This is a genomic window from Burkholderia sp. AU39826 (assembly GCF_020419965.1).
Lineage (GTDB): Bacteria > Pseudomonadota > Gammaproteobacteria > Burkholderiales > Burkholderiaceae > Burkholderia > Burkholderia semiarida.
Genome location: NZ_JAIZQG010000002.1, coordinates 626,337 through 640,510 on the forward strand (window position 1 = coordinate 626,337; position 14,174 = coordinate 640,510).

The 14,174-nt window shown below is 67.4% G+C and carries 14 protein-coding genes; 4 read left to right on the top strand and 10 right to left on the bottom strand.

Features of this window, described 5'->3' with window-relative positions:
* The first annotated feature begins 202 nt into the window (after nucleotides 1-202).
* Entirely contained in the window at nucleotides 203-1,132 is a 930-nt protein-coding gene (locus tag LGM42_RS07740; protein ID WP_006478550.1) for a LysR substrate-binding domain-containing protein, read from the top strand.
* Nucleotides 1,133-1,265: 133 nt separating this feature from the next.
* Here the strand turns inward: LGM42_RS07740 and LGM42_RS07745 are convergent, their stop codons facing one another.
* A complete protein-coding gene (locus tag LGM42_RS07745) occupies nucleotides 1,266-2,678 on the bottom strand; it encodes an 8-oxoguanine deaminase (protein WP_059585156.1) in 1,413 nt (470 codons plus the stop codon).
* 507 nt (nucleotides 2,679-3,185) lie between these two features.
* Between LGM42_RS07745 and uraH the strand changes: the two genes are divergently transcribed.
* Both uraH and LGM42_RS07755 read left to right on the top strand, forming a co-directional pair.
* Nucleotides 3,186-3,539, top strand: coding sequence for a hydroxyisourate hydrolase (gene uraH / locus LGM42_RS07750; RefSeq protein WP_060966249.1), 354 nt, complete (start codon nucleotides 3,186-3,188; stop codon nucleotides 3,537-3,539).
* A gap of 53 nt (nucleotides 3,540-3,592) precedes the next feature.
* Complete coding sequence (locus LGM42_RS07755) at nucleotides 3,593-4,786, top strand: urate hydroxylase PuuD (RefSeq protein WP_089464898.1); 1,194 nt, start codon at nucleotides 3,593-3,595, stop codon at nucleotides 4,784-4,786.
* A gap of 163 nt (nucleotides 4,787-4,949) precedes the next feature.
* Here the strand turns inward: LGM42_RS07755 and LGM42_RS07760 are convergent, their stop codons facing one another.
* Nucleotides 4,950-5,354 carry a RidA family protein gene (locus tag LGM42_RS07760; protein WP_059585153.1) on the bottom strand — a complete coding sequence of 135 codons (405 nt, stop codon included), beginning with the start codon at nucleotides 5,352-5,354 and terminating at the stop codon, nucleotides 4,950-4,952.
* A gap of 152 nt (nucleotides 5,355-5,506) precedes the next feature.
* On the opposite strand from LGM42_RS07760, the gene LGM42_RS07765 reads away from it, so the two are divergent.
* Nucleotides 5,507-6,472 (top strand): LysR family transcriptional regulator, encoded by a 966-nt coding sequence (locus LGM42_RS07765; protein ID WP_226231936.1) that lies wholly within the window; start codon nucleotides 5,507-5,509, stop codon nucleotides 6,470-6,472.
* Nucleotides 6,473-6,547: 75 nt separating this feature from the next.
* Here LGM42_RS07765 and LGM42_RS07770 read toward each other — a convergent pair whose 3' ends face one another.
* From LGM42_RS07770 to ldcA, 8 genes are all read right to left on the bottom strand, one after another.
* Nucleotides 6,548-7,060, bottom strand: coding sequence for an ureidoglycolate lyase (locus LGM42_RS07770; protein ID WP_226231937.1), 513 nt, complete (start codon nucleotides 7,058-7,060; stop codon nucleotides 6,548-6,550).
* The gene (gene alc / locus LGM42_RS07775) at nucleotides 7,057-8,070 is read right to left on the bottom strand and encodes an allantoicase (protein WP_059609106.1); all 1,014 of its coding nucleotides are present in this window, start codon (nucleotides 8,068-8,070) and stop codon (nucleotides 7,057-7,059) included. The genes LGM42_RS07770 and alc overlap by 4 nt, the downstream gene beginning before the upstream one ends.
* A gap of 75 nt (nucleotides 8,071-8,145) precedes the next feature.
* A complete protein-coding gene (gene uraD, locus LGM42_RS07780; protein ID WP_059585149.1) occupies nucleotides 8,146-8,667 on the bottom strand; it encodes a 2-oxo-4-hydroxy-4-carboxy-5-ureidoimidazoline decarboxylase in 522 nt (173 codons plus the stop codon).
* On the bottom strand, nucleotides 8,664-9,617 hold the full coding sequence (gene puuE / locus LGM42_RS07785) for an allantoinase PuuE (RefSeq protein WP_059585148.1): 954 nt from the start codon (nucleotides 9,615-9,617) through the stop codon (nucleotides 8,664-8,666). The genes uraD and puuE overlap by 4 nt, the downstream gene beginning before the upstream one ends.
* Nucleotides 9,618-9,768: 151 nt before the next feature.
* Nucleotides 9,769-10,560: an aspartate/glutamate racemase family protein gene (locus LGM42_RS07790; protein ID WP_226231938.1), complete on the bottom strand. Its 792-nt coding sequence runs from the start codon at nucleotides 10,558-10,560 to the stop codon at nucleotides 9,769-9,771.
* 10 nt (nucleotides 10,561-10,570) lie between these two features.
* The gene (locus LGM42_RS07795) at nucleotides 10,571-12,055 is read right to left on the bottom strand and encodes an NCS1 family nucleobase:cation symporter-1 (protein ID WP_226231939.1); all 1,485 of its coding nucleotides are present in this window, start codon (nucleotides 12,053-12,055) and stop codon (nucleotides 10,571-10,573) included.
* A 149-nt stretch (nucleotides 12,056-12,204) separates the two neighbouring features.
* On the bottom strand, nucleotides 12,205-12,909 hold the full coding sequence (locus LGM42_RS07800) for a GntR family transcriptional regulator (protein WP_060316692.1): 705 nt from the start codon (nucleotides 12,907-12,909) through the stop codon (nucleotides 12,205-12,207).
* A gap of 316 nt (nucleotides 12,910-13,225) precedes the next feature.
* Nucleotides 13,226-14,164, bottom strand: coding sequence for a muramoyltetrapeptide carboxypeptidase (gene ldcA, locus LGM42_RS07805; RefSeq protein ID WP_059608799.1), 939 nt, complete (start codon nucleotides 14,162-14,164; stop codon nucleotides 13,226-13,228).
* Between the last annotated feature and the right edge of the window lie 10 nt (nucleotides 14,165-14,174).

Consider the following 14,174-nt stretch of genomic DNA (forward strand, 5'->3'; position numbering starts at 1 on the left):
TCGCCACCCGCCGCGCCGCGGTCCGGATCCGCGCAATACGGATCCGCGCGGCGCCGCGCGCCCATCCGTTCAGGCCCCTTGTCGCGGCCCGGCCGGCGGATGCCTGCGGGTATCCATCTCTTGACGCTGATTTTCGTTCATATTAAAAACGATATACCCCACCCACTCCTCGATCAGCCCAGCCATATAACCCGGAGATAACATGAGTCAGCAACGCGAGGCGATCGACACGTACCTCTTGCGCGTCTTGCACACCTTGTTGATGGAGCGCAGCGTCACGCGCGCGGCCGTCAAACTGAACCAGTCGCAACCGGCGATCAGCGCCGCGCTGCGGCGCCTGCGCGACATCACCGGCGATCCGCTGCTGGTGCGCGGCAAGTCCGGCATGGTGCCGACCGAATACGGGCTGCGCCTGCTCGAGCCCGTGCAGAACGCGCTGCGCGAAATCGAGCGCATCAAGTTCCAGCAGCACAACTTTGACCCGGCGACGTCGATCCGCTGCTACCGGATCGGCTGCCCCGACTACCTGAACGTGCTGTTCGTGCCGACCGTCGTCGAACGCTTTCGCCTGGCCGCGCCGAATGCGACGCTCGAGTTCCACTCGCTCGGCCCCGCGTTCGACTACGAGCTCGCGCTGGAAGACGGCAAGCTCGACATCGTCGTCGGCAACTGGCCCGAGCCACCCGAGCAACTGCACCTGTCGAACCTGTTCGTCGATGAAATCGTCTGCCTGATGAGCAACACGCACCCGTTCGCGAAGCGCGGCGGGCTCACGCTCGACCAGTACCTGAACGCGCCGCATCTCGCGCCGACGCCGTACTCGGTCGGCCAGCGCGGCGCGATCGACGTGCATCTCGCGCGCGAACGGCTCAAGCGCCACGTGGTCGTCACGCTGCCGTACTTCAACCTCGCGCCTTACGTGCTCGTGAAGTCGGACCTGATCTTCACGACCACGCGGCTGTTCGCCGATCATTACGCGAAGTTCCTGCCGTTGTCGGTCGTGCCCGCGCCGCTCGACTTCCCGCCGATGCAGTACTACCAGCTGTGGCACGAGCGCTGCCATTACTCCGACGAAGTGCGCTGGCTGCGCAGCCTCGTCGCCGAAGCCACCCGCACGCTGATCGAGGCGTAAGCGCACAGGGCGCGCCCCGCGCGCGCGCCGGTCACGCCGTTGCGCGTGGCCGCGGCGGGTTGCGCGGCGGGCGGTGGCCGCAACGGCCACGCACCCGATCCGCAACGTGCTGCGCGACCTCCGCGCCGACGCGTCAGCGCGACGCTTCCACGAGCGCGTGCGCAAGCGCGTTATGACGCTCGATCACGGGCGGCAGATCGAGCGTCGCCAGCCGCCCTTCGCGCACCACCACCTTGCCGTTCACCACCGTGTACGCCGTCTGCGACGGCGCGCAGAACACGAGCGCCGCAACCGGATCGTGCAGCGCGCCCGCGAACAGCGGCTGACGCAGGTCGAACGCGGCGAAATCCGCGGCCATGCCGGGTTTCAGCGCGCCGATGTCGTCGCGGTTCAGCACCTTCGCGCCGCCGAGCGTCGCGATCTCGAGCGCTTCGCGCGCGGTCATCGCGTCGGGCCCGAAGCCGACGCGCTGCAACAGCAGCGCCTGGCGTACCTCGGCGACCATCTGCGCGCCGTCGTTCGACGCGGAACCGTCGACGCCGAGCCCCACCGGCACGCCCGCGAGCCGCATTTTCTTCACCGGCGCGATGCCGGACGCGAGCCGCATGTTCGAGCACGGGCAATGCGCGACACCCGTGCCGGTGCGCGCGAACAGGCCGATGCCCGCATCGTCGAGCTGCACGCAGTGCGCATGCCACACGTCGTGACCGACCCAGCCGAGGTCTTCCGCGTACTCGGCGGGCGTCATCCCGAACTTCTCGCGGCTGTATGCGATGTCGTTGACGTTCTCCGCGAGGTGCGTGTGCAGCGACACGCCGTATTCGCGCGCGAGCACGGCCGCGTCGCGCATCAACTCGCGGCTCACCGAGAATGGCGAGCACGGCGCGACCACCACGCGCAGCATCGCGTAGCGCCCTTCGTCGTGATAGGTCTCGATCAGGCGCTGCGTGTCGCGCAGGATATCCGGTTCGCGCTCGACGACCGAATCGGGCGGCAGCCCGCCGTCGCGCTGGCCGACGCTCATCGCGCCGCGGCTCGCGTGAAAGCGCATGCCGATCCGCCGCGCGGCGCCGATGCTGTCGTCGAGCCGGCTGCCGTTCGGATAGATGTACAGATGGTCGCTCGACGTCGTGCAGCCCGACTGCAGCAGCTCGGCCATCGCGGTGAGCGTCGACACCTCGATCATCTCGGGCGTCAGGTGCGCCCAGATCCGGTACAGGTTCGTGAGCCAGCCGAACAGTTCGGCGTTCTGCGCGGCCGGCACCGCGCGCGTGAGGCTCTGGTACATGTGGTGATGCGTGTTCACGAGCCCCGGGATCACGAGGTGGCCGCGCAGGTCGAGCACTTCGTCGGCCGTGTCGGGCAGCTCGGCGCTCGGGCCGACCGCGACGATCCGGTTGTCTTCGATGTAGAGCCCCGCGTCGCGCAGCTCGCGGCGCGTGTCGTCCATGGTCACGAGCACGTCGGCGTGCTTGACCAGCAGCGTCGTCGGGCGGGATGAGGTGGGGTTCGGCGCGCGTGCGCCGGCGTGCTGCTCGAGATTCATGCGTTCTCCGCGTCGGTCTGCCTCCCGGATTGCCCTGGAGGCGGTCACACAGCCGTTCGAACGCTGAATCGCGGCACGCCCCGGTGCCTGCGTCCGTTCGAACGCCCTGGCCCGGTTACCCGGCGTGCTCGCCGTCTTCGGGGTACGCGCGGGCCACGGGCCGACGCGCACGGCGGGAGGATCGCCCAAGCGCGCGCCGCGCACAATGCGCGATCCCGAATACCGTCCTTCAGGGATTCGGTATGGTACGCCGCCCGCCACCCCGCCGGGCGCCCGGCATCCACGCGCGAAGCCCTGTCGGGCGGGCCGTCGACAGCCGCTCATGCGCGGCGCATTATCTTCGATATCGCGCACGTATTTGCACGGGGAACCTTTTTACAATGCCTGCACGGCGCTCGCTTCACGCTCGCCGACGGGTATGTAGCCACGTGACGTGGAGCCTCGATCCGCCGCACAGTCATGGATCGGGTCGCCGCCGAACCTCGCATTCACACAAGGACACAACGAATGGGAAAGCTCACTACCCACGTACTCGATACGGCGCACGGCCGTCCCGGCGCGGCCATCAAGGTCGACCTCTACGCGCTGGACGGCGAATCGCGCCGCGCGATCAAGACCGTGCTGACCAATAGCGACGGCCGCTGCGACGAACCGCTGCTCGAAGGCGCCGCGCTCGCCGCCGGCGAATACGAACTCGTGTTCCATGCCGGCGACTACTTCGCGTCGCTCGGCGTGAAGGTGCCCGAACCCCGCTTCGTCGACCGCGTCGTGCTGCGCTTCGGCATCGCCGACACCGGCGCGCACTACCACGTGCCGCTGCTCGTGTCGCCGTGGTCGTACAGCACCTATCGCGGCAGCTGACACACGAATCAGCGCCTGCATCAAGACAAACGATCTGAGTCTGGAGGAGTTTCATGGAAGGCTTCATCACCGACTGGCTGAACCTCGCGCTGCGATGGCTGCACGTCATCGTCGCCATCGCGTGGATCGGCGAGTCGTTCTATTTCGTCGCGCTCGACAACAGCCTGAAACCGCCGACCGACGCGAACCAGCGCAAGCGCGGCGTGTTCGGCGAGCTGTGGCACGTCCACGGCGGCGGCTTCTACAACATGCAGAAGTACACGGTCGCCCCGCCGGAAATGCCGGACGACCTGCACTGGTCGAAGTGGCCGTCGTACACGACGTGGCTGTCGGGCTTCACGCTGTTCTTCGTGCTGTACCTGCTCGCCCCGAACACGTACCTGATCGACAAGAACGTGCTCGACATGGGCCCGGTGGTCGCCGTCGCCTCCGCGCTCGGCTTCCTCGCGGCCGGCTGGATCGTCTACGACTCGCTGTGCCGCATCCTCGGCACCAACGACCGCGTGCTCGGCATCTGCGTGGGCCTATACGTCGTCATCGCCGCGTACCTCGCATGCCACATCTTCTCGGGCCGGGCCGCCTACCTGATCGTCGGCGCGATGCTCGCGACGATCATGTCGGCGAACGTGTTCTTCGTGATCATCCCGGGCCAGCGCAAGATGGTCGACAAGATGCTCAAGGGCGAGGAGCCGAACCCCATCTACGGCAAGCGCGGCAAGCAGCGTTCGGTGCACAACACGTACTTCACGCTGCCGGTCGTGTTCGCGATGCTGTCGAACCACTATGCGATGACGTACACGAACAAGTTCAACTGGGTCGTGCTCGTGCTGATCATGCTGGCCGGCGCGCTGATTCGCCAGTTCTTCGTGATGCGTCACCGCGGCAAGCAGCTGTGGTACCTGCCGATCGGCGGCGTCGCGCTGCTGTCGGGCGCGCTGGTGTGGACGATGCCGAAGCCGGTGGCGCCGGAAGCGCAAGCGGCCAACGCACCGAAGATCGTGATCAACGACATCATGCCGATCCTGCAGCAGCGCTGCGTCGCGTGCCACTCGGCCAAGCCGACGCTGATGGGCAGCGCGCCCGCCGGCGTGATGTTCGACACGCCCGACGAAGTGTCGAAGAACGCACAGCGCATCTACGACCAGGCCGTGCGCCTGAAGGCGATGCCGATCGGCAACGTCACGCACATGACCGACGACGAGCGGACGAAGCTCGCCGCGTGGTTCGAGGGCGGCGCGGTCAAGTAAGCCGCCCGCCGGGCGCCGGAAATCATTCGCCGGCGCCAGCCTCTTCGTTCTCGGGCCCGGTGACGGGCCCGTTTTTTTTGCCCGCGCGGGGCTGAATGCGCTTCGCGCGTCAGCCGCGCATCGCGTCGTCCGCTTCGCGGAACGTCGAACCGCAACGCTCGACTCACGCGTCGACCGTCTCCGGCAGCCGCGCAATCGCCTTGATCTCGAACTGGAAGCCGTACAGCCAGGTCACGCCGACGGCGGTCAGCGTCGGATGCGGTGCGTCGCCCCAGTATTCGGGCACGATTTCCCAGACGCGCTCGAACGTCGCCTCGGGATCGACGAGGAACACCGTCACGTCGACGACGTCGTCGAACGTGCAGCCGGCCGCCCGCAGCACCGCATTCAGGTTGTCGAACGCGCGGCGGACCTGCGCGCCGAGTTCCGGCTCGGGCGAACCGTCCTCGCGGCTGCCGACCTGCCCGGACACGAACAGGAAGCCGTTCGAGCGCAGCGCCGGCGAGTAACGGTTGCGGTCGTACAGCGCCTGGCGACCCGGCGGGAAAACTACGCTACGCTTTGCCATTCGACACCTCCATCGGTCTTGTCGGGCGACATGCCCTTGCATCAACGATGGAGGCACTTTAAGGACCGTTGCGCGGCGGATAAACCGGCAACCCTGTCCAACACTGTTTGCTCGCCCCAAACAATCTGCGACCGACGCGGAGCCCCGACCCGATGGATCGATTCGACGCAATGCAGGCGTTCGTCCGCGTGGTGGAAGCCGGCAGCTTCACGAAGGCAGCCGACACGCTGCACATGAGCCGCACCACCGTCACGCAACTGGTGCAGCAGCTCGAGGCGCGACTGCGCGTGAAATTGTTCAATCGCACGACCCGCAAGGTCGTCGTCACCGCGGACGGCGCCGCATACTACGAGCGCGTCGTGCGGCTGCTGGCCGACATGGACGATGCCGAAACGAGCCTGTCCGCGGCGTCGGCGTCGCCGCGCGGGCGGCTGCGGGTGGACGTGCCGACCCCGTTCGCGCGCCTGATCCTGATCCCGGCGCTTCCCGCGTTTCATGCGCGCCATCCGGACATCCAGCTCGACATGGGCGTGAGCGACCGCGTGGTCGACGTGATCGGCGAGAACGTCGATTGCGTCGTGCGCGGCGGCGAGCCGACCGACCGCGCGCTGGTCGCACGCCACATCGGCGACCTGCGGCTCGGCGTGTACGCATCGCCCGCCTATCTCGCGCGCGCCGGCACGCCATCGCATCCAGATGAACTCGAGGATACGCATCACCGGGTCGTCGGCTTTCTGTGGGCGCGCACCGGCAAGACGCTGCCGTTCGCGATGGCACGCGACGGCGAGCAGGTCAACGTGCGCGGGCGCTACGTGCTCGCGGTCGACGACGGCAATGCGTACCTCGAAGCCGGCCTCGCGGGGCTCGGCATCCTGTGGCTGCCGGACTACATGGCCGCCGCGCATCGCGCGAGCGGCGAGCTGGTGCCGCTGTTCGAGCAGTGGCAACTCGAACCGATGCCGATGTATGTCGCCTTCCCGCCGAACCGGCACGTCAGCGCGAAGCTGCGCGTATTCGTCGACTGGGTGGCCGAGCTGATGGCGCGGCATGCGCCGGTCGCGAGCCGCCGCCGCCGCGGTCAGGGTGCGCGCGATACGCGCAAGGGCGCGGCGGCCTGATTCGCCTGAAAACGACGCGCATGAAAAAACCCGCGCGAATCGCGCGGGTTTCGATCGACGGACGATCGGCCCGACTCAGGCCGTCAACGCATGCAGCGCGTCGTCGGTGAGCCACAGCGATTCCGGCAGATCCTGCTCGTTCAGGTTCAGGCCGTCGCCGCCACGATCGACGACGATGAAGTCGCTGACGCCGCCGAGCGCGATCAGCGGGTGATGCCACACGCCCTTCGCGTAGTTCACGCCCTGCCAGCCGCTCGTGACGAACGCGCGGATCTTCGCCGGATCGAGATCGCCCGCCGGCGCGACGACGACGAGATACGGCCGGTCGTTCAGCGGCACGAACGCCTGGCTGCCGAGCGGGTGCCGCTCCAGCATCTTCACTTCGAACGGCAGCGAGCGCGGCTGGCCGCGAAACAGGTTGACGAGCGGGCGGCCGCCTTCGTCGGCCACGTCGACTTTCGCGAGATCGTGAAAGCGGATCGTCGTGCCGAGGTTGATCGGGATCTGCTTCGCCCCTTCCGTTTCGATCACGTCGCCGAACGGCGCGAAGGCTTCCCTGGTCAGCGGTTCGATGGCAAGCGTCTTCATTTGTCGAGCGTCCCCCACAGGCGCAGGCGCGACACGCCGCCGTCCGGAATGATGTTCAGCCGCACGTGCGTGACGGGGCCGAGCGACGCGATCTCATGTTCGAAGTAGTGCTGCTTGTCCATCTGCAGCTTCTGCTCGCCGAGCAGCACCGGCCAGAACATCGACTGCGTGATCAACGAACTGTCGGTGCCGCCCGACACGTACGCGGCCTGGATCGAGCAGCGGTCCGGGTAGTTGCCCTTGAAGAACGCGGTATCGACTTCGATCTTGCGGATCACGCCCGGCTGCGCGAGCGCGATGATCGCCCAGTCGTTGCCCGGTTCGCGGCGGCGGCGGGTTTCCCAGCCGTCGCCCATGTTCACGCCGCGGCCCGGCAGCAGCAGGTTCGACGCGACGCCGAAGTGCTGGTTGTTCGCGGCCACCACGTAGCCGCCGTTTTCCATCGCCGCGAGATCGAACTGCTCGGTCGCGCTCGCGCCGGCCCAGTCGAGCTGCGGCTGGCCGTACACGCGCAGGCGCGCGATGCCGCCGTCCGGGTAGATGTTCACGCGCAGGTGCGTGAACGCACGCGCGTCGCTCGCTTCGACGTAGTGGTGGCTGTTGCCCTGCAGCGTCGTCGACGGCACGATCTCGACCCAGTCGGTCGCCTGCGTCGGCGCGCCGTCGGCCACGAACGCGGCCTCGATCGACGCGGCCGGCGGAAAGTTGCCGGTGAAGTGGCTCGTGTCGATGTCGAAGCCCTTGATCACGCCCGGCCGCGCGAGCTTGACGATGCACCAGTCGTAGCCGGTCGTACGCTTGCGGCGCGTTTCCCAGCCGTCCATCCACTTGCCGTGATCGTCGTACTTGCCGGGAATGAAGACGGCCGGCTCGGGGTTCAGCATCCGCTCCTTCGGCGCGAAGAAATCGTCGCTGGCCTCGAGCGCCTGCGCACCGAGACGCGGGTCGGCAAGGTTCACGTAGCGCCGCGTGAAATCGGGTGCGTTCGGATCGAGAAGCGGAACAGCCATGATGTTTCCTTGTTTCAGTGAGGCGATCGGGCCGCCGCGACGCGGCGGCCCAGAGTGCGGTGTCAGACGGCGACGTCAGGCGTCGATCAGGTCGTCGAGGCGAAAGCGCGCGATCCGGTAGATCTGGTCGAGGCTCGCGCGCAGCTCCTCGTCGCGCGAATGATTCACGCGCGACTCGAAGTTCGCGATGATGCCGTGCCGGTCATAGCCGCGCACCGCGAGGATGAACGGGAAGCCGAATTTCTCGCGATACGTGCGGTTCAGCGTCAGCAGCTTGTCGAATTCTTCCTGCGTGCACTGGTCGAGGCCCGCGCCGCTCTGCTCGCGGGTCGACTCGGCCGTCAGCTCGCCGCGCACGGCGGCCTTGCCGGCCAGCTCCGGGTGGGCGTTGATCAGGGCGAGCTGGCGCGCTTCGCCACCGGTTTCCACCGCATCCGACATCGTCTCGTGCAGCGCGTCGATGCTCGCGAACGGCCGCTTGCCCGCGGCGACCTCGGCCACCCACGGCGAATGTTCGAAGATGCCCGACAGCGCCGCGACGAATGCGCCGGGCGCCATCGTGTTCAGTTGCTCCAACGTGTAACGCATCGCCTTCATGCTTTCCCTTCGTTTCGATGATTGGGCTGATACGGATGATGTTCACGCCAGTGACGCGCGATATCGACACGGCGCGTCACCCATACGCGATCGTGCTGCTCGATGTGGTCGAGAAAACGCTGCAGCCCGCGGAACCGGCCCGGCCGGCCGAGCAGCCGGCAGTGCATGCCGATCGACAGCATCTTCGGCGCCTCGTCGCCCTCCGCGTACAGCACGTCGAAGGCGTCGCGCAGGTACTGGAAGAAGTGGTCGCCGGTGTTGAAGCCCTGCGGCGTCGCGAAACGCATGTCGTTCGTGTCGAGCGTGTACGGCACGATCAGTTGCGGCGACGTGCGGCCGCCCGACACCTCGACGTCCATCCAGAACGGCAGGTCGTCGCCGTAGTTGTCGGAGTCGTACAGGAAGCCGCCGTATTCGGCGACCAGGCGGTGCGTATTGGGGCTGTCGCGGCCCGTGTACCAGCCGAGCGGACGCTCGCCCGTCACGCGCTCGATCGCCTCCATCCCGAGGCGCATGTGCTCGGCTTCGAGCTCCGGCGTCATGCTCTGGTAGTGGATCCAGCGCCAGCCGTGGCACGCGATTTCATGGCCGAGCTCGACGAATGCGCGCGCAAGCTCCGGATGACGCTCGATCGCCATGCCGACGCCGAATACCGTCAGCGGCAATCCGCGCTTCTCGAACTCGCGCAGGATGCGCCACACGCCGGCCCGCGACCCGTATTCGTAGATCGACTCCATGCTCATGTGGCGGTCCGGGTACGCGGCCGCGCCAACGATTTCGGACAGGAACTGCTCGGAGCCCGGATCGCCGTGCAGCACGCAGTTCTCGCCGCCCTCCTCGTAGTTCAGCACGAATTGCACGGCGACGCGGGCGCGCCCCGGCCAGTTCGCCTGCACGGGATGGCGGCCGTAGCCGATCAGGTCGCGAGGATAGTTGGGATCGAGTGGCATGGGTTCGAGGTGCGGCGAAAGCCTTGCTGAAGTAATGGGTTCGCATCGGCTGCACGGCGCCCGCGAGGCCGGCCGCACGAGCCGATGCGATGACGGCCCAGTGTAGCGAAAACGCTCATACGCGCCCATACAGCGGCGCAGATAGTGCGTGTCAGACGGTGTGTATGTGCGGTTGCGGCAAATTCGGGCCCGGCTGCGCCGCTTCGCCATCCGGCGGGCTGAAGCGGGCGAACGCGCCGTCGTAGCGCTTCGGCAGCGGGCGCGCGTAGTCGCCGCGCTTCGCGGTCGCGAGGCGCAGCGCGACGAGCGCCTCGGCCCACTTCACGGCCGCCGTGACGCCCTCGACCACCGGCGCGCCGATCTGCTGCTCGATCTCGTGCGCGAATTCGGCCATGCCCGCGCATCCGAGCACGATCGCGTCGGCGCCGTCCTCGTCGAGCGCGCGCCGGCATTCGTCGACGATGATCCGGCGCGGGGCCGAGCCGGGCCGGTCGAGTTCGAGCACCGCGACATCGGTCGCGCGCACGTTGCGGCAGAACCGCTTCATCCCGTAGCGCTCCGCGAGGTGCCACGCCATCCCGCAGGTGCGCGCGAGCGTCGTCACGACCGAAAATCCCGGCGCGAGCACGCTCGCCGCATGCATCGCGGCCTCGGCGATGCCGATCACCGGCCCGCGCGCAAGCTCGCGCGCCGCATACAGGCCCGGATCGCCGAAACACGCGATCACGTACGCGTCGCAACCGTCGCGCTCGCCTTGCGCGATCTCGGCAAGCAGCCCCGGCGTCGCGAGCGCCTCGTCGTAATACCCTTCGATCGACGGCGGCCCCATCGGCGGGCTCACGGCCACGATCTCCGTGCCGGCGGCCGCGACCTCGCGCGCGCAGCGGCCCATCGCGTCGGTCATCCGCTGCGTCGTATTCGGATTGATCAGTCGGATCTTCATCGCCCGCTCCTTACGCCTTCGCGCTCGCGAGCATCCGGTAGAACACGAAGCCGAGCCCCGCGCCGATGAACCACGAGAAATTCGCGACGCCCTCCCAACCCGGCACCATCACGCAGGCGACCGCGATCACCGCGGCCGGCAGCAGCGCCGCAAGCGCACGGCGATTCACGCCGCCCGTATACCAGTAGGCGCCGCTTTCCGACATCGTGTACAGGTCGTCGCGCACGAGGCGGCCGCGCTTGACGAGATAGAAATCGGCGATCAGCACGCCGTACAGCGGGCCGATGAACGCGCCGAGCACGTCGAGCGTGTAGTGGATCACGGCCGGGTTGTTGAACAGGTTCCACGGCGTGATGAAGATCGACGCGACGGCGGCGAGCATCCCGCCCGCGCGCCAGCTGATCAGGCGTGGCGCGACGTTCGAGAAATCGAACGCGGGCGACACGAAGTTCGCGACGATGTTGATGCCGATCGTCGCGATCGTGAACGTCAGCGCGCCCAGGATCACCGCGGTCGGATGGTCGATGCGGCCGACCGTCGCGACCGGGTCGGTGATCAGTTCGCCGAACACCGGCAGCGTCGCGGCGGTGGTGATCACCGTGACGAGCGAGAACGCGAGGAAGTTGACCGGCAGCCCCCAGAAATTGCCGCGCTTCACGTCGCCGAATGAGCGGCAGTAGCGCGAGAAATCGCCGAAGTTCAGCATCGGCCCGGAGAAGTACGACACGACGAGCGACACGGCGGTGATCATCACCGGAATCACTTCCGCGCCGTGATACTTGACGCCGCCGAGGTTGATGCCGATGTTGCGCCAGCCCGCGCGCCACACCATGTAGCCGGCGAGGATGAACATCACGACGTAGACGGCCGGGCCCGCGAAATCGATGAACTTCTTGATCGTCTCCATCCCGTTCCAGAACACGAACGCCTGGAGCACCCACAGCAGCATGAAGCCGGCCCAGCCGACCGCCGACAGCCCGAGAAAGCCGTAGCGATGGACGTCCGCGTACGGCAGCCATTGCGGGAAGAATTTCAGCACGACGATCACGAGCGCGCTCGACGCCAGATACGTCTGGATCCCGTACCACGCGATCGCGATCAACCCGCGGATCACGGCCGGCACGTTCGCGCCGAGCACGCCGAACGTCGCGCGGCACGCGACCGGATACGGCACGCCGATCTGCTGGCTCGGCCGCGCGATCAGGTTGCACAGCGCGTTCACGAGGCCGATGCCGACGATCAGCGCGATCAGCACCTGCCAGCTCGTCAGCCCGAGCGCGAACAGGCTGCCCGCGAACACGTAGCCGCCGACGCTGTGGACGTCCGACATCCAGAACGCGAAGATGTTGTACGCACCCCACGTCTGATTTTTAAGGGGTGCCAAATCTTCGTTGTACAGACGTTCGCTGTAACCATCCGGCAGTGCCGGACCACCGCCCTCGCCGCCTTCTTCCGCCGGATAGGCGCTGTCGTGCACCACACTGAACTGAGCCATGACTTCTCCTTGACGCGGCCGCAAGGCCGCTCCACCGTCATCGATATCGCCCCGGATCGTCGCCCGGAGTCGGACCAGCGGCCCGCGGCAAACGCCGGGGGCCTGCATTTCGCTCGTTCTGTGGCGCGCGGCCGCGTTCGCGTCGCCGCTCAGGCGCCGCCGAACACTTCGCGCAAATCGACCTGCCCTTGCGCGGGCCGGTCCAGCATCTTCAGTTCGACATGCTGCAGGTGGCGCGCCATCAGCGTCACCGCCTGCTTCGGATCGCCCGCCTCCAGCGCGGCGAGGATCTCGTCGTGGTCGTCGCACGAGCACGGGCTGCGCCCGTGCGATTCGTACAGCGCCGACATCAGCGTCGAGCGTGCGACGAGCCCTTCGAGGCACTCGCTGAGCGTCGCATTGCCCATCAGCGCGGCAAGCGCCGTATGGAATTCGCCCGACAGCCGGATCCACGCCGCGAAGTCGTGCCGCTCGAACGCCTTGCGCTCCTTGTCGATCAGCGCCGCGACGCCCTTCAGCCGCCGGGCGCCGGGGCCCGTCGCGAGCCGCTCGACCACGGCCAGCTCGATGATCCGGCGCATCTCGAACACTTCGTGCACGTCCTGCAGCGTCGGGCTCGCGACGAACGCGCCGCGGTTCGGCTCCAGGTCGACCAGCTTGTCGGTCGCGAGCTGCGCGAGCGCCTGGCGGATCGTTCCGCGCTTCACGCCGAACACGTCGCAGAGCTGCGCCTCCGTGAGCTTCGCGCCGGGCGCGAGCCGATGCTCGAGGATCGCGGTGCGGATCCGCTCGGCGATCGCTTCAGGGCTGGCCGCACCGGACGGAGGGGAATCGGGCTCGTTCATGATCGGCATCGTGTGATGGTCCTCATCCTAGGGTGGACACAAAGATTGTCAACAATTCTTTTGAAGGATTTCGCACAATCGGCGTGCGCCGGCGTGCCTCCATTCGGTGCAACGCGCACGAAATCCATGCATATCAAGCCTCACAGGCAAGACGGGGGCCCTTCTCGTCGTATACCCGCGCGGCCATTTTGTTGACAAAAATGGTGCAAAACCGGGCGAAACTCAGGTCGGCGTCAACGAAAAATATCGACGGTTAGTTGCGCATTTGCATAAAGAAAAAGGCGGGAACCCCGCCTTTCGATCGATCGCGCCGGCATCGCCGGCGTCAGCCGAGATGCGGATAGTCCGACAGCGTGAGCCTGAACCCGTGCGCATTCGCGACCAGTTGCGCCTGTGCGCCGAACGGCAGCGTCAACAGGTCGGGCACATGGCCGAACTGGAGCCCCGTGACGACCGGAATCCCGACCACCGCGCGCACCTGATCGATCATCGCCTGCATGTCGTAGCCGTTGTCGTACTCGAACGGCCGCGCGCCGGTGAACTGGCCGAGCACGAGCGCCTGCTGGCGCGCGAGCAGCCCCGACAGGTGCAACTGATAGATCATCCGCTCGATCCGGAACGGCTGCTCGTTGACGTCTTCGATGAACAGGATGCCGCCCTCGATGTCGGGCATGTATGGCGTGCCGACCAGCGACGTGAGGATCGCGAGGTTGCCGCCCCACAGCGTGCCCGTCACGTTCACCGCCTGCACCTGCGGGGCGTCGGCCACGATCGTCGTGCTCGGCTGCGTCAGCGTCTGCCAGAAATGCTGCATCGTGAAGTCGCTCGGCGTTTCCGCGCCGAAATCGGCCGACAGCATCGGGCCGCCGAACGTCTTGATGCGCGCCTTCGCGTACAGCGCCAACTGGATCGCCGTGAAGTCGCTGTGACCGACGAGCGCGACCGGCTGGTCGCGCAGCCTGCGTTCGAGCCCGCGATAGTCGAGCCCGTGCAGGATGCGCGCGGCGCCGTAGCCGCCGCGCACCGCGAGCCCGATGTCCGGCAACGGCCGTGCGGGATCGGCGAGGCGGTTCAGGTCGCCTGCCCGCTCGCCGTCGGTGCCGCCGAAACGCTGGAAGCGGCGCTGCGTCGCCTCGATGTTCTCGATGCGCTGCTGCGCGGTGCTCAGGCGCTCGAGCGCGCGGTTGATCGCGTCGGGGTCGTGCGGATAGCCGGACGGCGCCAGCAGGCGGATGGTATAGGACGCGGCGGGCTGGAAGGACATGGCGGAAGGT